Raw genomic sequence first — 20,327 nt, 5'->3', positions numbered from 1 at the left:
TCTTAAGAATCTATAGTGAATGATTAATCTTTTCATCTCAGACCTTAAGTAACACCTACTTATTCACTCACTTCAACAGTTTCAACGACTTCTTCTACAGTCGTATCAACTGGAGCTTCTTCTTGTGAAGATGCTAGGTAAGACTCTTCGTTGACTGCTTGTGGTTCAAGGTTACGGTAACGTGCCATACCTGTACCAGCTGGGATAATCTTACCGATGATAACATTTTCCTTAAGACCAAGGAGATGGTCTTTCTTACCACGGATAGCTGCGTCTGTAAGGACACGAGTTGTTTCCTGGAAGGAAGCTGCTGACAAGAAACTATTTGTTTCAAGTGAGGCTTTGGTGATTCCCATAAGGACTGGGCGACCTGTCGCTGGCACTCCACCTGCGATAAGAACATCCTTGTTGGCATCTGTAAAGTCATTGATGTCCATAAGAGTTCCCATGAGAAGATCTGTATCTCCTGGATCCATAACACGAACTTTACGGATCATTTGACGAACCATTACCTCAATGTGTTTGTCACCGATTTCTACCCCTTGGCTACGGTAAACTTTTTGTACTTCACCGAGAAGGTAGGTTTCAACTGACAAGACATCACGTACAGCAAGGAGACGTTTCGGTTGGATAGAACCTTCTGTCAATGCTGCACCGCGAGAGACTTGGTCTCCAACTTCGACACGCATACGTGCTGTAAATGGTACCACGTATTCGCCTTCGCCAGTTTCACCCTTAACAAAGACTTTCTTAGTACGAGTTGATGCATCTTCTTCGATAGCAGTAACTTGTCCTTTGACCTCTGTGATAACCGCTTCCCCTTTAGGATTGCGGGCTTCGAAGATTTCTTGGACACGAGGAAGACCCTGAGTGATATCGGTATTTGAGGCAACCCCACCCGTGTGGAAGGTACGCATTGTAAGCTGTGTACCAGGTTCCCCGATAGATTGGGCAGCGATTGTACCAACCGCTTCACCAACTTCAACCGCATCACCAGTCGCCAAGTTGATACCATAACAGTGACGGCAGACACCATGACGAGTGTTACATGTAAATACAGAGCGGATAGTCACTTCTTCCACACCAGCATTGACAATTTCACGCGCCTTGTCTTCTGTGATCAATTCATTTGGACCAATGATAACTGCACCAGTTTCTGGGTGTTTAACAGTTTTCTTAGTGTAACGACCATTGAGACGTTCTTCAAGAGACTCGATCATCTCTTTTCCTTCTGCGATAGAGCGGATCAAGAGACCACGGTCAGTTCCACAGTCATCCTCACGGATGATCACGTCTTGGGCAACGTCAACCAAACGACGAGTCAAGTAACCTGAGTCGGCTGTCTTAAGGGCCGTATCGGTCATACCTTTACGAGCACCGTGAGTTGAGAAGAACATTTCGAGTACTGACAAACCTTCACGGAAGTTTGAAAGGATTGGCAATTCCATGATACGACCGTTCGGAGCCGCCATCAGACCACGCATACCGGCAAGCTGTGAGAAGTTTGAGATGTTACCACGGGCTCCAGAGTCCATCATCATAACGATAGGGTTCTTAGGATCTTGGTTAGCAATCAAACGTTTTTCAAGTTTTTCACGGGCAGCACGCCATTCAGCTGTAACAGCATTGTAGCGTTCGTCGTCTGTGATCATACCACGACGGAATTGTTTAGTGATTTGTTCTACACGTTTGTGTGATTCTTCGATGATTTCAGCCTTGTCTTCAACAACTGGGATATCGGCAATACCCACTGTCAATCCTGCAAGAGTTGAGTGGTGGTAACCGAGGTTCTTCATACGGTCAAGTAGGGCAGAAGTTTCTGTCGTACGGAAACGTTTGAAGATTTCAGCGATGATATTTCCAAGGTTTTTCTTCTTGAATGGAGGGTTAAGCTCAAGTTTGCTGATAGCTTCCTTGATATCTCCACCTAGTGGCAAGAAGTATTTGTCTGGAACACCTTCTGTCAAGTTAGCATTATTTGGCTCTTGCAAGTAAGGTAGACCTTCTGGCATGATATCGTTGAAGAGGATCTTACCAACAGTTGTAAGCAAGACTTTATGTTTTTGCTCTTCTGTCCATGGTTTGTTGAGGCTATCTGTTGCAATACCGACACGTGAGTGAAGGTGAACATAGCCATTGCGGTAAGCCATGACAGCTTCGTCACGGTCCTTGAAGACCATGCCTTCACCTTCACGACCAGCTTCTTCCATAGTTAGGTAGTAGTTACCCAAAACCATGTCCTGAGATGGAGTAACAACTGGTTTACCATCTTTAGGGTTCAAGATATGCTCAGCAGCAAGCATCAAGATACGAGCTTCTGCTTGGGCTTCTTCTGAAAGAGGTACGTGGATGGCCATTTGGTCACCGTCAAAGTCGGCATTGTAGGCTTCACAGACAAGTGGGTGCAAGCGAAGGGCTTTACCGTCAATCAAGACAGGTTCAAAGGCTTGGATACCCAAACGGTGAAGGGTCGGTGCGCGGTTCAAAAGTACTGGGTGTTCTTTGATCACTTCTTCGAGGATGTCCCAGATACGTTCATCTCCGCGTTCCACCAAGCGTTTAGCCGCTTTAACGTTTTGCACGATATCACGAGCAACGATTTCACGCATCACGAATGGTTTAAAGAGCTCGATAGCCATTTCACGTGGCACACCACATTGGTACATCTTAAGAGTTGGACCAACGGCGATAACGGAACGTCCTGAGAAGTCAACACGTTTACCGAGCAAGTTTTGACGGAAGCGTCCTTGTTTCCCTTTAAGCATGTGGCTCAATGATTTAAGTGGACGGCTACCTGGTCCTGTGATCGGACGACCACGACGACCATTGTCAATCAAAGCGTCAACCGCTTCTTGAAGCATACGCTTCTCATTTTGAACGATGATACCTGGTGCATTCAACTCAAGCAAACGAGCCAAACGGTTGTTACGGTTGATAACACGACGGTAAAGGTCGTTCAAGTCAGATGAGGCAAAACGGCCACCATCCAACTGCAACATTGGACGAAGATCTGGTGGAATAACCGGAAGGATGTTAAGAATCATCCATTCAGGTTTGTTCCCAGACTTGTAAAAGGCATCCAGAACATCCAAACGACGGATAGCTTTGATACGTTTTTGTCCAGTTGCTGTCTTCAATTCTTCTTTAAGCTCAGCAATTTCTTTTTCAAGATCTACTTGTTTCAAGAGGTCTTGGATAGCTTCGGCACCCATTTTAGCAACGAATGATCCGTAGCCATATTCACGCAAGCGCTCACGGTATTCACGCTCTGTCATGATTGATTTGTGCTCAAGTGGTGTATCCTTCGGATCGATCACCACATAAGCTGCAAAGTAGATAACTTCCTCAAGTGCACGAGGACTCATATCAAGGGTCAAGCCCATACGGCTTGGAATCCCCTTGAAGTACCAGATGTGAGATACAGGAGCTTTCAACTCGATGTGCCCCATACGTTCACGACGAACTTTTGTACGAGTCACTTCAACCCCACAGCGGTCACAAACAATCCCTCTGTAACGAATGCGTTTGTACTTACCACAAGCACATTCCCAGTCTTTTGTAGGACCAAAGATGACTTCGTCAAATAGTCCTTCACGTTCTGGTTTCAACGTACGGTAATTGATTGTTTCAGGTTTTTTGACTTCTCCATAAGACCATGAACGGACTTTACTTGGAGAAGCTAGTGTGATTTGCATACTTTTAAAACGATTTACGTCAACCACTATTTCTTCCCTTTCTATTCTAAGTGAGCTACTTATTCTTGTTCAGTAGCTTCTTCTGTTGCTTCCGCTTTTGCACCTTCCTCAGCTTCAAAAGCAGCTTTTGCTTCTTCAGCAGCTTTTTTACGTGCTTTTTCAAGGTCATCTACGTGGATGACATCTTCGTCCATGCCCTCATCAAGATCACGAAGTTCCACTTCTTGATCATCTTCGTCAAGGACACGCATGTCAAGACCAAGTGATTGCAATTCTTTAACAAGAACTCGGAAGGATTCTGGAACACCTGGTTTTGGAATTGGTTTTCCTTTTGTAATAGCTTCATAAGCTTTCAAACGTCCGTTGATATCATCAGACTTGTAAGTCAAGATTTCTTGAAGGACATTTGAAGCACCATAGGCTTCAAGCGCCCAAACCTCCATCTCACCGAAACGTTGTCCACCAAACTGAGCTTTACCTCCGAGTGGTTGTTGGGTAACGGTCGAGTAAGGTCCGACTGAACGCGCGTGCAATTTATCATCAACCATGTGGTGGAGTTTGATCATGTACATGACCCCAACTGATACACGGTTGTCAAATGGCTCACCAGTACGTCCATCGTAAAGGATAGTCTTAGCATCGCTATCCATACCAGCTTCTTTAACAGTTGACCAAAGATCTTCAGAACTTGCTCCGTCAAAGACTGGTGTTGCGATGTGAATACCAAGGGTACGAGCTGCCATACCAAGGTGGAGCTCCATAACCTGACCGATATTCATACGTGATGGCACCCCAAGTGGGTTCAACATGATGTCGACTGGAGTTCCGTCTGGAAGGTAAGGCATGTCTTCTACAGGAACGATACGAGAGACAACCCCTTTGTTTCCGTGACGTCCGGCCATCTTATCTCCGACCTTGATCTTACGTTTTTGAGCGATGTAAACTCGAACCAGCATGTTAACACCTGATTGCAATTCATCACCATTTGCACGTGTAAAGATCTTAACATCACGAACAACGCCATCGGCACCGTGTGGTACACGAAGAGAAGTATCACGAACTTCACGAGACTTGTCTCCGAAGATAGCGTGCAAGAGACGTTCTTCAGCTGAAAGATCTTTCTCACCCTTAGGTGTTACTTTACCTACAAGGATATCCCCTTCTTTAACTTCAGCACCGATACGGATAATCCCCATTTCGTCAAGGTCTTTAAGAGCATCTTCACCAACGTTTGGAATTTCACGAGTGATTTCTTCAGGTCCAAGCTTTGTGTCGCGTGTTTCTGATTCGTATTCCTCAAGGTGGACAGATGTATAGACATCATCTTTAACCAAGCGTTCGCTCATGATAACGGCGTCCTCGAAGTTGTAACCTTCCCATGTCATGTAGGCAACGATTGGGTTTTGTCCAAGCGCCATTTCTCCATTTTCCATAGAAGGTCCATCAGCAATGAAATCACCTTTTTCAACGATATCGCCAACTTTTACGAGAGTACGTTGGTTGTAGGCAGTACCTGAGTTTGAACGACGGAATTTTTGGATATGGTAAACATCCAATGAGCCATCTTCACGACGAACTTCTACCTTGTCAGCATCGGCATAAGTAACTTTACCATCATACTGAGCAATCACAGCCGCTCCAGAGTCGTGCGCTGCTTGATATTCCATACCAGTACCAACGTAAGGTGCTTTGGGATCAATCAATGGCACAGCCTGACGTTGCATGTTGGCACCCATGAGGGCACGGTTGGAGTCGTCGTTTTCCAAGAAAGGAATACATGCTGTCGCAACGGCAACTACCTGTTTTGGTGATACGTCCATGTAGTCAACAACATTAGCAGGATACTCTTGGTTGACCCCTTGATGACGTCCCATAACTGTCTTCTCAGCAAATGTGCCATCTTCATTCAGACGAGAATTAGCCTGTGCTACAGTAAATTCATCTTCTTCATCGGCTGTCAACCAAACGATTTCGTTTGTGACAACACCTGTTTCACGGTCAACTTTACGGTATGGTGTTTGAATGAAACCATACTTGTTGAGGTGTCCGTATGAAGACAAGTTGTTGATCAAACCGATGTTTGGTCCCTCAGGTGTCTCGATTGGACACATACGACCATAGTGAGTGTAGTGCACGTCACGCACTTCATATCCAGCGCGGTCACGTGTCAAACCACCAGGTCCTAAGGCTGACAAACGACGTTTGTGAGACAACTCAGAAAGCGGGTTGTGTTGGTCCATGAACTGTGACAATTGAGAAGAACCAAAGAATTCTTTGATTGCTGCAGTTACTGGACGGATATTGATAATTTGTTGTGGTGTTAGTACTTCGTTATCTTGAACAGACATACGTTCACGAACGTTACGTTCCATACGTGAAAGTCCAAGACGCACTTGGTTGGCAAGCAATTCACCAACAGCACGAATACGACGATTTCCAAGGTGGTCGATATCATCCACACGACCAATACCTTCAGCCAAGTTGAGGAAGTAGCTCATCTCAGCCAAGATATCTGCAGGCGTTACGATACGAACCTTGTCATCTGGATTTGCATTACCGATGATTGTTACAACACGGTCTGGATCAGTTGGTGCAACAACCTTGAATTTTTGAAGAACAACTGGCTCTGTTACTACAGCAGCATCATTTGGAATGTAGACAATCTTGTTCAAATCGCCATCCAAATGGCTTTCAATGCTCTCAATCACGCTACGAGTCATGATTGTTCCAGCTTCTACCAAGATTTCACCTGTTTCAGGGTCTACCAATGGCTCTGCAATGGTTTGGTTGAGCAAACGTGTTTTAACATTGAGTTTTTTATTGATTTTGTAACGACCAACTGCTGCCAAGTCATAACGACGTGGGTCAAAGAAACGAGCCACTAGCAAGCTACGTGAGCTTTCAGCAGTCTTAGGCTCACCTGGACGAAGACGTTCGTAAATTTCCTTCAAAGCTTCGTCTGTACGAGAGTCCATTGGATTCTTGTGAATATCTTTTTCAACAGTGTTACGAACAAGATCGCTGTCACCAAAGATATCAAAGATTTCGTCATCACCTGAGAAACCAAGCGCACGAACCAAGGTCGTAAATGGAATCTTACGAGTACGGTCGATACGAGTATAGGCGATGTCTTTTGAGTCGCTTTCAAGCTCTAACCAAGCTCCACGGTTAGGAATTACAGTTGAACCGTAGCCCACTTTACCATTTTTGTCTACCTTATCATTAAAGTAAACACCTGGAGAACGCACCAACTGTGATACGATGATACGCTCACCACCATTGATGATGAAGGTACCCATCTCAGTCATGATCGGGAAGTCACCAAAGAAGACTTCCTGTGTCTTAATTTCGCCAGTTTCTTTGTTAATCAAGCGGAAGGTTACAAAGATAGGTGCTGAGTAGCTGGCATCGTGGATACGTGCTTCCTCTAGCGTGTATTTTGGTTCTTTGATCTCATAGCCTACAAATTCCAACTCCATTGTGTCTGTGAAGTTTGAAATTGGCAATACATCTTCAAACACTTCCTTCAGACCATGGTCTAGGAAATCTTTAAATGAATCAGTTTGAATTTCAATCAAATTTGGTAAGTCAAGAACTTCTTTGATTCTTGAAAAACTACGACGGGTACGATGTTTCCCGTATTGAACGTCATGTCCTGCCAAGATGATTCTCCTTTTTAAATAAAGTTCCAAGCTTAGTGATCTAAGCTAGTAATTATCGTTAGATGGTTCTAAACACCCTATCAACTTATCCCCCTCGACTAATTTTCAGAATCTTTAAATCTTTGTTACAAAGGTCAAAAAAACTGAAAAAAAGCACAAAAAGAGCAGCTAAATCCGACTTTTTCAGGAGATTTAACTGCTGTGAGCCTTGTCCGGACAATATTTCAGACAAAACCTACGACAAATGATTATTTATATTATACCTGATTTTCTTTGATTTTTCAAGGTTTTAAAATATTTTTCTCTTCCTCTAATCCGTTAATTATCTACATCTTTCTCTGGAAAATCAAGTCCATATTTAGGAAAACGCTTGCCTTAACTATTCCCTCATGCTATACTGTTATTGAAATTAATAGACAGGAGACATTTTATGAAAACAGCTAAAACCACTGTTACAATCGTTTCTGCACTTGCATCTGTCATCTTATTGACCAGCTGCGCCACAAAATCCACAGAAACACAAACATCCGCTAATAACTCATCTGACAATCAGATTACAATGACTTACGACCAACTACGGTCTAGAGAAAATACCATGTCAACTCTCTGGTATCAAAAAGCGGCCGAAACAAAAGCCTTGTATCTACAAGGTTATAATGTTGCTACAGATCGTCTAAAGGAATTACTGAAAACAGAATCAGACAAGCCTTATTCGATTGTTTTGGACTTGGACGAAACGGTCCTAGATAACAGTCCATATCAAGTTCAAAATGTCAAAGATGGAACAGCATTCACACCTGAAAATTGGGATGTTTGGGTCCAAAAAGCTGCAGCAAAAGCCGTCCCAGGTGCTAAAGATTTTCTTCAGTTTGCCGATCAAAACGGTGTCCAAATCTACTATATTTCTGACCGTTCAGTCGACCAAGTAGATGCTACCATTAAAAATCTAGAAAGCGAAGGTATTCCTGTACAAGGACGTGATCACCTCATGTTCCTAGAAAGTGGTGTAAAATCCAAAGAAGGTCGTCGACAAGCGGTTCAAGAAAAGACAAATCTTGTGTTACTATTTGGTGATAACCTTGTAGACTTTGCAGATTTTTCTAAGACTTCTGAAGCTGATCGTGACAAACAACTTGAAGAATTGCAAAAAGAATTTGGTGAAAAATTCATCATCTTCCCAAATCCAATGTATGGATCATGGGAAACAGCAGTTTACGGTGGTAATAAACTAGATGCCAAGGGACAAGTAGAAGAACGCGAAAAGGCTTTACAAGGCTTTGACAAGTAATGAAAACTTGGTATTCAATAAGGCCATAAGTACAAAAAGAAGTGCAAAAGCTCTTTAACTGACAAAACTCAAAAAAGCGGACAAGAGAGGATTCTGATAACCAGAAAACTTTCCTGTTCGCTTTTATCATGTGAATCGTATCTTAATGAGCCAACATTTCTTGGGCGATTTCTTGACCAGATAAATTCTCTGGATAGTAGGTTGGCCAGTTATCCATTTCTTCAAAGAGGGCTTCCTGGCTAGTGCCTCCAAAGAAGATATGGAAATGCTCTGCCTTGACTGGTGCGATATTGTGGTCGCTAAACTGAACATACTTAAATTGTCCAGCATCCGCATCTGTCGCTTCAAAGAGATAACGAACTCCTCGATTCCCTTTCTTATAAGTCAAAATTTTCTTGCCGACATACTTGTATGTATATTTCTTACTTTGGTCACCTTGGATGAATTCCATAGTATTATCCGTGATATTAATCTTAGATACATCGGTTTGATAGCCTTTTTGATAGTAGGCCTTGTATTCATCCTTAGTCATCTTACCAGTCAACTTAGCCTTGTAGTCAAAGACTTGGTCTAGAGTTCCATTTTCAAGGAAAGGATAGACTGACTGCCAGTTACCAGCATAGTCACTCAAGGTACGATCCTTGACATCGGCATCTTCAAAGTAACCATTTTGAACGGTTTTAGTTTCCTCTGCTTTTTCTGGCTCAATTTCTGCCCCTGCTTGGTCAGTTGTTTGCTTGAGGGCCTTGAGATTTTTCTCCATGACAGAGATATAGTTTTCTCCAGCTTTCATGTCCTCTTCGGTCAAGCTTTCCAGAGGATTCAGAACGTCTAACTTAACTCCTGTTTCTTTTGAGAGAGTATTAGCTAGGGCTTGTGAGGCATTTTCTTCAAAGTAAATATAAGAAATCTTGTTTTTCTTGATGTACTCGGTCAATTCTGCCAAGCGACTTGCTGACGGCTCCGCATCTGGTGAAAGCCCTGAGATAGAGACTTGATTGAGTCCGTAATCTAAAGCTAGATAACGGAAGGCCGCGTGTTGAGTCACAAAACTTTTTTGTTTAGCACTAGAAAGTCCTTCAGTATAGGACTTGTCCAAAGCTTGCAATTTCTCGATATAGGCTGCTGCATTTTGCTCAAAGGTTGCCTTTTTATCTGGATAGTCAGCTGAAAGACTATCACGGATATGTTCTACAAGCTTAATGGCACGCGCAGGAGACAACCATACATGAGGGTCATACTCGTGATGATGGCCTTCTTCACCATGGTCATGGTCCTCCTCTTCTTCACTACCTGGAAGAAGCAACATATCTCCAGTAGCCTTAATTGTTTTTACTTTTTTCGCATCTAGTGAATCTAAAAGCTTGGGAACCCATGTTTCCATGTTCTCATTTTCATACACAAAGGCGTCGGCGTCTTGGATTTTAGCAACTGCCTTAGGCGATGGTTCATAATCATGTGGTTCTGTCCCTGCCCCAATCAAGAGCTCGACATTGGCTGTATCTCCTGCTACTTGCTTGGTAAATTCGTAGACAGGATAGAAAGTTGTGACAATATTTAATTTTCCGTCTGCCTGTTTTTGATTAGAACAAGCAACTAAGAAGACTGTCACAAGACTTGCCAAAAGTAGGCCTAGTTTTTTCATGTACTTCTCCTATTTGATAAAACGTTTGAGTAAGCTGACTAACAAGAAGACAACTACAAAGATAAGGGTGATACTTGCACTCGGTGGTGTCTCTGCATAATAGGAAATATAGAGTCCCGCCACCATACCTAGAAATCCAATGGCACTAGCTAGAATCATCACGGAACTAAAGTTCTTCCCTAAACGCAAAGCGATACTAGCCGGCAAGACCATGATAGTTGATACCAAAAGTGCCCCTGCAGCTGGAATCATAAGAGCAATAGCCACACCCGTCACCATGTTAAAGAGAATAGACATGGTACGCACTGGAAGTCCATCGACAAAAGCTGTATCCTCGTTAAATGTTAGGATATACATGGGTCTTAAAAAGAGGAAGGTCAGGATTAAAACAACCGCTGCAATAACAAAGAGCCCAATGACCTGCTCTTGACTAATGGTCACGATAGAACCAAAAAGATACTGATCCAGACTCATCGAACTAGAACTCTTCCCCTTACTCATCACAATGAGTGAAACTGCAAGTCCTGTAGACATGAGAATAGCTGTCCCAATCTCCATAAAGCTTTTATAAACAGTACGCAGGTATTCAAGGAAGACCGCTGCAATCAAGACAATGGCAATAGTTGAGATGGTCGGAGAAATTCCTAAAACCAAGCCAAAGGCAACCCCCGAAAGCGAAACGTGGCTGAGAGTATCACTCATAAGACTTTGACGACGCAAGATTAGGAAAGTCCCAAGAACTGGTGAAAAGAGACTCATGGCAATAACTGCCAAAAAGGCTCGCTGCATAAAATCATAAGAAAATAGATTAAGCATGTTCCACCTCCTGATCATTTTCATGGACATTGAAACAACGCCATGGCGAATCTTGGTCACGAACAAGGTGGATATTACGATCTGCGTAATCCTTAACTTCTTCAGGATCGTGAGTAATCATCAAAACAGCCTTGCCATGATGGTGGGCACTATGGTGCATGAGCTCATAAAATTCATTCTTGGTACCTGCATCCATCCCTGTTGTCGGCTCATCCAATATAAAGATATCTGGATCTGAAGCAAACATACGTGCAATGACCGCTCTTTGCTTTTGCCCACCAGAGAGAGAACCAATGCGTTTATCCCGATGTTCCCACATGCCAACTGAGTTTAAACTAGCCTTGATGTGTTCTTCATCATGGGCATTCAAACGACGGAACCAGCCCTTTCTTGGATAGCGACCTGATTTGACAAATTCATAAACTGTGCTGGGAAAGCCCGCATTAAAACTGGCAATCTGCTGAGGAAGATAGGCAATTCTTAATTTTTTCCCATGAATATTTGTCTTTGAAATGGTAACTTTACCAATTCTCGGTTGTAAAATACCTAGACTTGCTTTGATAAGAGTAGTCTTTGCCGCTCCATTTTCTCCTGTCAGTGTGACAAATTCCCCACTATCAACACTGTAATTGATATGCTCAAGCACAGGTTCCTTGTCATAATAGAAGGACAAATCCTCTACTGTGATGTATCTCATTACTTGATTTCTCCTACTAAAGCAGTTAAAAACCGCTGGATAATTTTTTGTTCGTTTGGTGTGAACTGAGTGGCAACCTGCTCATAAGTCGAGAGGGTATGCTCATGATGATGGTGGTGTTCCTCAGCAATTGGTCGTGCCAAGTCTGTCAATTGATAGAAGATAACGCGAGCATCCTTGGGATCCTTAGATGTCTCCAACATCCCCTCCTTGACCAAGGATTTGATAGCCTTGGTAACGGCAGCTTGACTGACATTGAGACGACGCGCCAACTCAGAGTTGGTTAGCGACTCCTCTGATAAAAGCATGAGAATATGCTCCTGGGTATTGGTCAAGGCCACATCACTCGTGCAATGGCCAATCAAAATTTCATGCTGATTTTCAGCTTTTAAAATAATCTCGTTTAAAAATTGATCGATATCTTTTGCCAACTGTCTCATGATTTGCTCCTTTCTCAGAACGGAATTTCTATAAATACAAGGTTTTCATACTCTTCAAAAATCAAATTCAAACCACGTCAGCTTCGTCTTGGCGTACTCAAGTACAGCCTGCGTCTCGCTTCCTAGTTTGCTCTTTGATTTTTATTGAATATCACACCATTCCTTTACTAGTTAAGTATATCACATCCAAGCAAGGAGTCAAGAAAAAAGATGAAAACACCTGAGATGTTTTCATCCTTTAGAATTATTTTTCTTGTTTGCGGCTAGTCCAGAGGGCTGTCGCTCCAAGAATCATACCCAATAGCATCATGAAAATAGATTGTTCACTACCTGTATTCGGAAGTATTTTTTCTGATACGACTGTCTTATTGACAAATTTATCTGCAACCTTATAATCAACTTTTACAGTAGATGTTTGGGCAGGAGTTGTTCCTTGATTTTTTCCTGATGGAGTTGTTTTTGTTGCTGAGTCCTTCTCAGTTTTAGCTGGAGTGGTCTCTTGAGTTTTTCCTGGCTTAGTTGCATCATTTCCTGAATTAGCCGGAGTTGTTCCCTGATTTTTTCCTGGTTGAGTAGGAATTATTGCTTGATCTTTTTCTGTTTTAACCGGATCTGTTGCTGAATCTTTTCCTGGTTTAGCTGGATCTTGCTCTTTACCTTCTTCAGGAAGTTTAAATGTTTTTGAGTCCACAGAAATCGTGCGTGAATTTGGATTTACCTTTTCATACTGAGTCAAATCAGCTGTTTTAAGGTAATCTTCAAAGGCAGCATCCATTGAAGGGCCTTCTTCTCGAGCTCCACCAAGCATAGTGTAACCGTCACCACCTGCTGCAAGGAAGTCATTGGTTGCTAGGTAGTAAACTTTTTCCAAATCTAGTTTTTCATAAAGACCAGTCGCACGATTCTTCACTTGAATAGCCAAGACACGTTTGCCTGCAGTTAAGTTTGTATCGTAATAGACTTTGGCTCCTGAAATCTGTAAGAATCCACCACTTGGTTCTAGCAATGGTTGACCATTTTCATCCAAGACAGTTTTTCCTGCCTTATCCACCTGCAAGATAGATCCTAGTGATTTTTCAAACATATCAAAAACTTGCTGACCAGTTACTTGAATTTGTGAGATTGTGTTTCCAAATGGTAGAACCGCAATGACATTTCCTTTTGTAATTGGCTTATCTTTGGAAATCGTTTCACGCAAGCCACCACCATTTGTCACAGCGATATCTGTTGGATGACTAAATCCTGTTTGACCATACTGGTAGAGAGAATCTGCTACGACATTCCCAAGGTTGGTTTCACGGACACGGACATTTTCACGGTCACCGTTCAATTCAACTGGACTATTTGAAACAACTTCTACAGCATTTTCAGCGTCATACTTTTGTTTGATGTCCTTGACAAGTTTTTCAATTTTTGGATTGGCTTCCAATTTCTTAGCATCTGCAGCCGCAATGAGTGAAGGATCACCCAATAATTGTCGAGATTTGTATGTGATTTTACCAACGTTATGAAGATAACTTCCTGTCTGGTTGTAAGTCACATTGTCACCATAAGTAGTCGATTCTACTGTATGAGAGTGACCATCAATCACTGTAACACGCTTACCTTTCAAAAGAGGATTTTTTGAAAGTGCTTCTGCAAGTGTTGAACCGCGCCATTCTACTGGTGTTGTTGTATCAACTCCCAAGTGAGCAAGGACAACATAGTGTTTGTAGTCTTTGCCTTCTGCCAAGGCTTTAGCTTGAATTTCTTCGATAACCTTGTTAACCTCTGCAATCGGTTCTGTAAAGGTTACGCCGTTAACATTTTTAGGGTGGGTCTTAGTAGCTGTTTCAGGTGTTGTCACACCGATGACGACAAACTCATCACCTGCAACATCCTTGTTCTTATCAACAATTGTTGCTGCTTCAAATAGACGAGCTCCATTAACATAAGTATTTGAGCTAAGCAGTGGGAAGTTCAAGATTTCTTTGTATTTTTTAGCTTCGTCAAGTCCAAAGTCAAACTCGTGATTTCCTACAGCCATAGCATCATAGCCCATCTCGTTTAGGATTTTGGCACGAGCTTCACCCTTTGTAGAGTTTGAAATCGGCAGACCTTGGAAGGCATCACCTGCATCCACTACTAGAGTCGTTTGGTTGCCCTTTTCTCGCTCCTTCTCAATAACTGTCGCGAGTTTGGCATCTCCGATTACTCCTTTTTCTTCTACGATACGACCATGCACATCATTGGTATGTAAGATAACAGTGTCCTTTTCTTCGCTTTTAGGAGATTCAGCAGGAGCTGACGGAGCTTCTGCAGGTGCATCTGCTTCTGAAGTTGCCGAAGTTTCCGGTACCGCAGGGCTATCAACAGGAGCCGGAGTCGCCGACGTAGCAGGAGTCGCTACGACAGCTGAACTTTCTGCAGGAGTTATTGCTTCTTCAGCATAGACTTGCCCAGCTAAAAAGGCTGGAGCTAATAGGGCTGTCGATAGGACAGGCAACAAAAAACGTTTATTCATATTGAAATCCCTTTCTCTTCTTTCTTCTACCATTATACGCTATTTAGCATCATTTTAAAACTTTTAACCTTTTTGAAGGTAACCTATCCGACATTTCATAAAAAAAGTCTGAACAAAAAGCTCAAACTCTTTTCTATATTATTATTGAAAATCTTTGATGTTACCATCGTAATCCGCCCAATCTTGGCTAAAGAAACGATCATTCATTTGGTAATTAGGTGCTGTTGTTGGATTGCTCAAAAAAGGATTTACAACCTTATCAAACGCCAACCAGCCTAACCAACCAATATGAATCGTATCCTTAACAAAGTAAGGATCTCCACCATTTTTTGAAAAATCAGCAATATTGGTGAAACCTTGACTCTCCAACTGGTAACGAATTTTTTCGACAGAGTGTTGATACATTTCCTCACTCAAACCTGTATAGTCCATCCATTTTTTATTGACAGGTTGAAAGACAAAGAGTACATTGACCTTAGATTTGGCAAATTGATCGAGCACTAGCTGCAAATCATTGTACTCACTTGATTGGAGAAAGTTATAATTCTTTTGATAGCCTTCTAAATTTTTTAAGTCCTTCTTTAGTTGAGTATTATAAAAGTGGTTCTCCATTCCCAAATCATTATTGGTCGTATTTTCCTCTGCATCTTTACGTGCAATATTTTCCAATTCTTCATAAGAAAATTGTTCTGGGAGACTGCTCAAATATTTCTCAACATGATCTTTGTACTTTAATCGACCATGAATGGAGAATTGACCAAAAAGAGCAGCTTGTCTTTCATTGAACTCGGCAGAGAGATTAACCATCGTTTGATCAAAGTCTGACAATTGTTCATTCTTGGCCAGCTTCTCAACAATTCCCTTCATTGGTACTCTTGGATTTTGCTTCAAGAGTCTAGTGGCCGCATATTGAGAGGCCAGATCTCCGGATTGATTTTCCAAAAAGGCCGTCAACTGGTCATTGTTAAAAAAGCTTTGAAAAGTAGGCGCATCGTGCTCCTCTTTTGTAAACCATTGTGGAGAGATTACAAATACCGCTTGTTTGTTTTCAAGCTCAGATGTGATTTGTTGTAGCCCAAAGTACTGACTAAGAGAAGCTGCTCCTGCCTGCCCCATAAAATAAGGACGATAGGGGCGATTATACTTTTCAGCTAATACTGCTGGATGCATGCTATCAAAACGAATCCATTCACTCGAACCCAAAAAGGGTATAAAACGTATATTAGGATCCGTGAGAGCTCTCACTTTTTGGCTTCTCTCTTTGAAACTTTCTGCACTTATCGAGGCTGCAGAGTATTTTTCCTCCATTAGATTATGACTCTTACTACTAGGATAGAAAACAATGAGTAGAAGAACCAATAAACCTGCAATAAGAATGGGCCCGAAGATTAACCACAGGCGTTTAAGCATTCTTTAACTCCGTAATCCCTGCTACGATTTTATTAGCTGTATTCCAGTCGTCACGACCAAATTCTGTAACTGGGACACGAATGTCAAAGCGATTTTCGATTTCCACGATCAATTCAACGGTTCCCATACTGTCCAAGACACCCGCGTCAAAAAGATCTTCATCCATCATGTCAGATACATCTTCCATAAATAATTCATCAATAATTTCAATAACTTCTGATTTGATATCCATTTTTTAATTCCTTTTATTTTTTAAACCATAAATCATTCAAAAATCCAGAAAAGATTAAGAATGAAACCATCACGACATGGAAGGTTATCACCATGCCAAGCAACTGAACCCAGCGATTCTCAGGCAAGAGAGCTTTCCCTGCTTTTTTCCGTTCTTTATTGAGCGTTTTTTTCTTTCGAACCCAGGCATCATTAATGACTAAGCCCACTCCATGAAAGAGTCCGTAGGCGATGTAAAACCAAGTTATCCCATGCCAGAACCCCATAAGGAGCATGTTCAGGATATAGGCGACACTTGAAGTCACATTTCGATTCTTAAAAAGCTTCTTTCTCGTCATCACCATGACCATGCGCATAAAGACAAAGTCACGGAACCAGAAGGATAAACTCATGTGCCAGCGATTCCAAAACTCTTTCAAATCTCTTGACAAGAAAGGTTTGTTGAAGTTAATCGGACTACGAATCCCCATCAGATTTGAAATAGCTAGAGCAAACATAGAGTAAGCTGCAAAATCAAAGAAGAGCTCCAAACCAAATGTGTACATGACTGCAACTACGTAGTAGTTAAAGAAGCCACCTGTTTGTAAAGCTAAATTCTTTAGTGGTGGCAATAAAATCTCGCCTAAAATATGAGCTAGGATAAATTTATACAGAAATCCCCACATGATATACCGAACGGACTCGGCTAGCATATCCATCAACTCATCCCGCTCTGGAATCGTCTGATAATTTTCATTAAAACGTTTGAAACGATCAATAGGACCACTTGAAAATGTCGGCATAAAGAGAAGAAAACGCAAATACTCCCACATCTTCAAATCCTTAATGACTCCATCTCTAAGTTCGATGATGATTCCAACCGAACGAAAGGTCAGGTAAGAAATTCCCAAAAATCCAAGCAAAGACTGCGTTCCATTGATAGCTGGTTGCACCTTGACAAAGATAATCGGAAGGAGGGACAGAAAACTAACTAGGTAGAAGACCCACTTGCTATCCTTACTTTTTCGATACTGCTTGTATAAAAGAACCAGTACAATTTGCCAGCATAGGTAAATAGCCAAGGCAGCCAACTGATTGGTCTTGCCACCCGTCAACATGGTAACGATAAAGAAGAGACTAACCAATATTTCATACCAGCCAAAACGTTTTTTGAAAAAAAGACCGATAAAGATGGGCAAGGTAGCAGTAATCACGTAGACAAAGTACTGTAGATTTCCATAAGGCTCGATATGAGGAAGCTGTTTAAGAAGCTCCATCATCTATTGTTTACCTCATTGATTAAGCCTTTAATGTCAATCTTGCCATTTGGAGTTAGTGGTAATTCCTTTCTGTAAAGGAACTTAGACGGCATCATGTAAGACATCATAATATCTTCCAAGTCTTCCTTGATCGCTTTCGTGATATCGATGTCGCGCTCAAATTGTTCTTTGACGCCATCTTTTAAAATAACATAGGCCAAGAGGTTTTGAACCTTGTGGTCTTTGTTGTAACGTGGAACTGCAACAGCGGATTCAACGTACTGAGATTTGTTCAAGTTTTGAGAAACATCTTCTAGCTCAATACGATAGCCATTAAACTTGATCTGGAAGTCCATCCGTCCACCGTAAAGAAGAAGACCTTCATCCGTCATCGTTCCGACATCTCCCGTATGGTAGGCTGGCAGACCTTCAAATTCGAAGAAAGCTTCAGCTGTTTTCTCAGGATTATTCATATAACCTTTTGAAACAGCTGGACCAGATACGATGATCTCCCCTTGTTCTCCATTTGGTAATTTATTCCCTCCCTCATCAATGATGAAGGTTGGAGAATCTTCTTTGGTGTAACCAATTGGCAAGCGTTTAAGTGTCGCTAGCATCTCATCTGTAATAGCGACTGCTGACAAAGCAACTGTTGCTTCCGTTGGCCCGTAAGCATTGATAATGCGTGCATTTGGGAAACGTTCGCGTAATTTTTGAGCAGTTTTAACTGTCAACTCTTCCCCATCAAAGTAAAAATGGGTAATACCTGGCATCTTTTCAGCATTGAAATCTTCAGACAACATAGCCATATCTGCAAAAGATGGTGTCGAAGTCCAGATAGCAATCGGTAGAGAAAAGATGGTCGCAAAGAGTTGTTTGAAATCTTGAGTAATGGCTGATGGGAGGGCAAAAAGCGTTCCTCCAAGAGCCAAGGTTGGTGCCCAATACATGACAGACAAGTCAAAGGAATACGGTGGTTGCGCCAACATTTGTGGACGATCTGGCGTCGCAAATTCCTTGTCCGTAATCATCCAGTTGGTAAAGCTGAGGAGATTATCATGGGAAATCTGCACTCCCTTTGGCTTACCAGTCGTACCAGAAGTAAAGATGATATAGTAATTATCATCGCCCTTGACTGGATGCGTCATCTCATAGCTTGCCCCCTGAGCAAAGGCTTCTTGAACCTGAGTTAGAGTCATCATTGGCGTAGAGACCTGCTCCAATGGAAAGTCTGAGATGGCAATAATCAAACTTGGCTCTGCCACTTCTAAAATAGCTGAAACTCGCTCCAAGGCCGAATGACTGTCAATTGGAATGTAGGCATGACCTGACTTGGTCAATGCTACAAAGGTAGCCAACATCTCATACTCCTGACCACCAAAAACTACTACAGGAGATTTTTCAGGTAAATCTAGTTGATCGATGGTTGCAGCCAAACTATCCGAATCAGCCTTCAAATCACCATAGGTACGTTCCTCACCAAGAACGTTATAGACTGGAAAGCTAGGCTGAGTTTGGGCGAAGTACTCAATCGCTTCAATCATATCTTTTATCGGTTTATTAGACACAGTTCGTTTTCTCCTTAAAGTTAAAATTCATTGTAGATAAAGCCACCCTGACCTTGACCAAGATAACTAAAGAAATAAAGCAAACCCAGTAAAACAATAAAATACAGGACCGTTTGCCCTAAAAAAATATATAATGGTTTCTTTCTATCCATGATCGATTTCTTTTCTGTAAATTTCCGTCAATTTTTCCACAAACAATTACTATTTTTTCTTGTTCCCATTTTACCACTTTATTCCCTCTATTTTCAACTGTTTACCATTTTTTGGAAGTTGATTTTAGCTTATTTTAAGATAAGTTAAGATATCAATCTTTTTGTCATAAATAAAAACAAAAAAAGAGCCTGAGAATCCAATCTCAAACTTTGTTACAAATAGCTCTTTTATCTTAGAAAAGCGAGAATACAAAAACGGCCAAGGCTGCACCGATAACAGGTCCTACAACAGGAATCCAAGCGTAAGACCAGTCTCCGTCTCCCTTGTTTGGAATTGGCAAGATGCTGTGCATGATACGAGGTCCAAGGTCACGCGCAGGGTTCAAGGCATAACCTGTTGTCCCACCTAGTGATAGACCGATACCGACAATCAAAGTCCCCACTGCAAAGGTTCCGATTCCTGCTTGAAGGTCATAAAGTCCCAAAGCAAAGATTGTCAATACCAATACAAAGGTGCCAAGGATTTCACTTATCAAGTTTGACACAGTATCTTTGATGGCTGGTCCAGTACTGAAGGTTGCCAGGATATTTCCTGCGTTTTCTTCTGCATCATAATGTGGTTTGAATTGCAACCAAACCAAAATCTGACCGAGCATAGCTCCTGCAAACTGAGCTAGGATGTAAGGGAAAACGGATGCCCAAGGCAGGCCACCTTTTAAGGCCACACCAATGGTCACAGCTGGGTTTAAATGAGCTGGACTGAGCTTGCCAGACACAAAGGCTGCGACAGCAACGGCAATCCCCCAACCCATAGTGATGACAATCCATCCTGAATTGTTACTCTTAGTTTTGGGAAGAACCACACCTGCAACAACACCATTTCCTAGAAGAATCAGGATTAAAGTTCCCAAAAATTCTCCAAATAATTCTTTCATCATATCTTTGTCTCCATTTAAAAGAAGGAGAGAGAAAGCAAGGAACG

Annotated in this window: 14 protein-coding genes; 1 reads left to right on the top strand and 13 read right to left on the bottom strand. The window is 42.0% G+C overall.

Features of this window, described 5'->3' with window-relative positions; all coding sequences use genetic code 11:
- Positions 1 to 59 precede the first annotated feature (59 nt).
- Both rpoC and RRU92_RS03090 read right to left on the bottom strand, forming a co-directional pair.
- Positions 60 to 3,722 (bottom strand): DNA-directed RNA polymerase subunit beta', encoded by a 3,663-nt coding sequence (gene rpoC / locus RRU92_RS03095; RefSeq protein WP_315640379.1) that lies wholly within the window; start codon positions 3,720 to 3,722, stop codon positions 60 to 62.
- Positions 3,723 to 3,754: 32 nt separating this feature from the next.
- Positions 3,755 to 7,357 carry a DNA-directed RNA polymerase subunit beta gene (locus RRU92_RS03090; RefSeq protein ID WP_315640378.1) on the bottom strand — a complete coding sequence of 1,201 codons (3,603 nt, stop codon included), beginning with the start codon at positions 7,355 to 7,357 and terminating at the stop codon, positions 3,755 to 3,757.
- Between the two features lie 430 nt (positions 7,358 to 7,787).
- Between RRU92_RS03090 and RRU92_RS03085 the strand changes: the two genes are divergently transcribed.
- Positions 7,788 to 8,645, top strand: a complete 858-nt coding sequence (locus RRU92_RS03085; protein ID WP_223339512.1) for a 5'-nucleotidase, lipoprotein e(P4) family — start codon at positions 7,788 to 7,790, stop codon at positions 8,643 to 8,645.
- Between the two features lie 142 nt (positions 8,646 to 8,787).
- Here RRU92_RS03085 and RRU92_RS03080 read toward each other — a convergent pair whose 3' ends face one another.
- From RRU92_RS03080 to RRU92_RS03030, 11 genes are all read right to left on the bottom strand, one after another.
- Entirely contained in the window at positions 8,788 to 10,290 is a 1,503-nt protein-coding gene (locus tag RRU92_RS03080; protein WP_315640377.1) for a zinc ABC transporter substrate-binding protein AdcA, read from the bottom strand.
- Between the two features lie 9 nt (positions 10,291 to 10,299).
- Positions 10,300 to 11,106 carry a metal ABC transporter permease gene (locus RRU92_RS03075; RefSeq protein WP_315640376.1) on the bottom strand — a complete coding sequence of 269 codons (807 nt, stop codon included), beginning with the start codon at positions 11,104 to 11,106 and terminating at the stop codon, positions 10,300 to 10,302.
- On the bottom strand, positions 11,099 to 11,803 hold the full coding sequence (locus RRU92_RS03070; protein ID WP_001269493.1) for a metal ABC transporter ATP-binding protein: 705 nt from the start codon (positions 11,801 to 11,803) through the stop codon (positions 11,099 to 11,101). Before RRU92_RS03070 ends, RRU92_RS03075 begins: the two co-directional genes overlap by 8 nt.
- Positions 11,803 to 12,243, bottom strand: coding sequence for a zinc-dependent transcriptional regulator AdcR (gene adcR, locus RRU92_RS03065; RefSeq protein WP_049548547.1), 441 nt, complete (start codon positions 12,241 to 12,243; stop codon positions 11,803 to 11,805). Before adcR ends, RRU92_RS03070 begins: the two co-directional genes overlap by 1 nt.
- 244 nt (positions 12,244 to 12,487) lie before the next feature.
- Positions 12,488 to 14,746: a cell surface ecto-5'-nucleotidase Nt5e gene (nt5e, locus tag RRU92_RS03060; RefSeq protein ID WP_315640375.1), complete on the bottom strand. Its 2,259-nt coding sequence runs from the start codon at positions 14,744 to 14,746 to the stop codon at positions 12,488 to 12,490.
- 141 nt (positions 14,747 to 14,887) lie between these two features.
- Positions 14,888 to 16,156 carry a D-alanyl-lipoteichoic acid biosynthesis protein DltD gene (gene dltD / locus RRU92_RS03055; protein ID WP_315640374.1) on the bottom strand — a complete coding sequence of 423 codons (1,269 nt, stop codon included), beginning with the start codon at positions 16,154 to 16,156 and terminating at the stop codon, positions 14,888 to 14,890.
- Complete coding sequence (gene dltC / locus RRU92_RS03050; RefSeq protein ID WP_000351968.1) at positions 16,149 to 16,388, bottom strand: D-alanine--poly(phosphoribitol) ligase subunit DltC; 240 nt, start codon at positions 16,386 to 16,388, stop codon at positions 16,149 to 16,151. Before dltC ends, dltD begins: the two co-directional genes overlap by 8 nt.
- Before the next feature lie 13 nt (positions 16,389 to 16,401).
- Entirely contained in the window at positions 16,402 to 17,646 is a 1,245-nt protein-coding gene (gene dltB, locus RRU92_RS03045) for a D-alanyl-lipoteichoic acid biosynthesis protein DltB (RefSeq protein WP_315640372.1), read from the bottom strand.
- Positions 17,643 to 19,193, bottom strand: coding sequence for a D-alanine--poly(phosphoribitol) ligase subunit DltA (gene dltA / locus RRU92_RS03040; RefSeq protein ID WP_315640370.1), 1,551 nt, complete (start codon positions 19,191 to 19,193; stop codon positions 17,643 to 17,645). Before dltA ends, dltB begins: the two co-directional genes overlap by 4 nt.
- A 20-nt stretch (positions 19,194 to 19,213) precedes the next feature.
- On the bottom strand, positions 19,214 to 19,345 hold the full coding sequence (locus RRU92_RS03035) for a teichoic acid D-Ala incorporation-associated protein DltX (RefSeq protein ID WP_000375187.1): 132 nt from the start codon (positions 19,343 to 19,345) through the stop codon (positions 19,214 to 19,216).
- A gap of 233 nt (positions 19,346 to 19,578) precedes the next feature.
- Positions 19,579 to 20,283: an MIP/aquaporin family protein gene (locus RRU92_RS03030; RefSeq protein WP_315640368.1), complete on the bottom strand. Its 705-nt coding sequence runs from the start codon at positions 20,281 to 20,283 to the stop codon at positions 19,579 to 19,581.
- Positions 20,284 to 20,327 lie beyond the last annotated feature (44 nt).

This window comes from Streptococcus sp. DTU_2020_1001019_1_SI_AUS_MUR_006 (genome assembly GCF_032340315.1).
Lineage (GTDB): Bacteria > Bacillota > Bacilli > Lactobacillales > Streptococcaceae > Streptococcus.
This window is presented reverse-complemented; position numbering and strand designations above follow the sequence as displayed.

Coding starts and splice junctions, on each gene's coding strand:
- RRU92_RS03085 (WP_223339512.1), top strand. CDS start 7,788: ATGAAAACAGCTAAAACCACTGTTACAATCGTTTCTGCACTTGCATCT.
- RRU92_RS03080 (WP_315640377.1), bottom strand. CDS start 10,290: ATGAAAAAACTAGGCCTACTTTTGGCAAGTCTTGTGACAGTCTTCTTA.
- RRU92_RS03075 (WP_315640376.1), bottom strand. CDS start 11,106: ATGCTTAATCTATTTTCTTATGATTTTATGCAGCGAGCCTTTTTGGCA.
- RRU92_RS03070 (WP_001269493.1), bottom strand. CDS start 11,803: ATGAGATACATCACAGTAGAGGATTTGTCCTTCTATTATGACAAGGAA.
- adcR (WP_049548547.1), bottom strand. CDS start 12,243: ATGAGACAGTTGGCAAAAGATATCGATCAATTTTTAAACGAGATTATT.
- nt5e (WP_315640375.1), bottom strand. CDS start 14,746: ATGAATAAACGTTTTTTGTTGCCTGTCCTATCGACAGCCCTATTAGCT.
- dltD (WP_315640374.1), bottom strand. CDS start 16,156: ATGCTTAAACGCCTGTGGTTAATCTTCGGGCCCATTCTTATTGCAGGT.
- dltC (WP_000351968.1), bottom strand. CDS start 16,388: ATGGATATCAAATCAGAAGTTATTGAAATTATTGATGAATTATTTATG.
- dltB (WP_315640372.1), bottom strand. CDS start 17,646: ATGATGGAGCTTCTTAAACAGCTTCCTCATATCGAGCCTTATGGAAAT.
- RRU92_RS03035 (WP_000375187.1), bottom strand. CDS start 19,345: ATGGATAGAAAGAAACCATTATATATTTTTTTAGGGCAAACGGTCCTG.
- RRU92_RS03030 (WP_315640368.1), bottom strand. CDS start 20,283: ATGATGAAAGAATTATTTGGAGAATTTTTGGGAACTTTAATCCTGATT.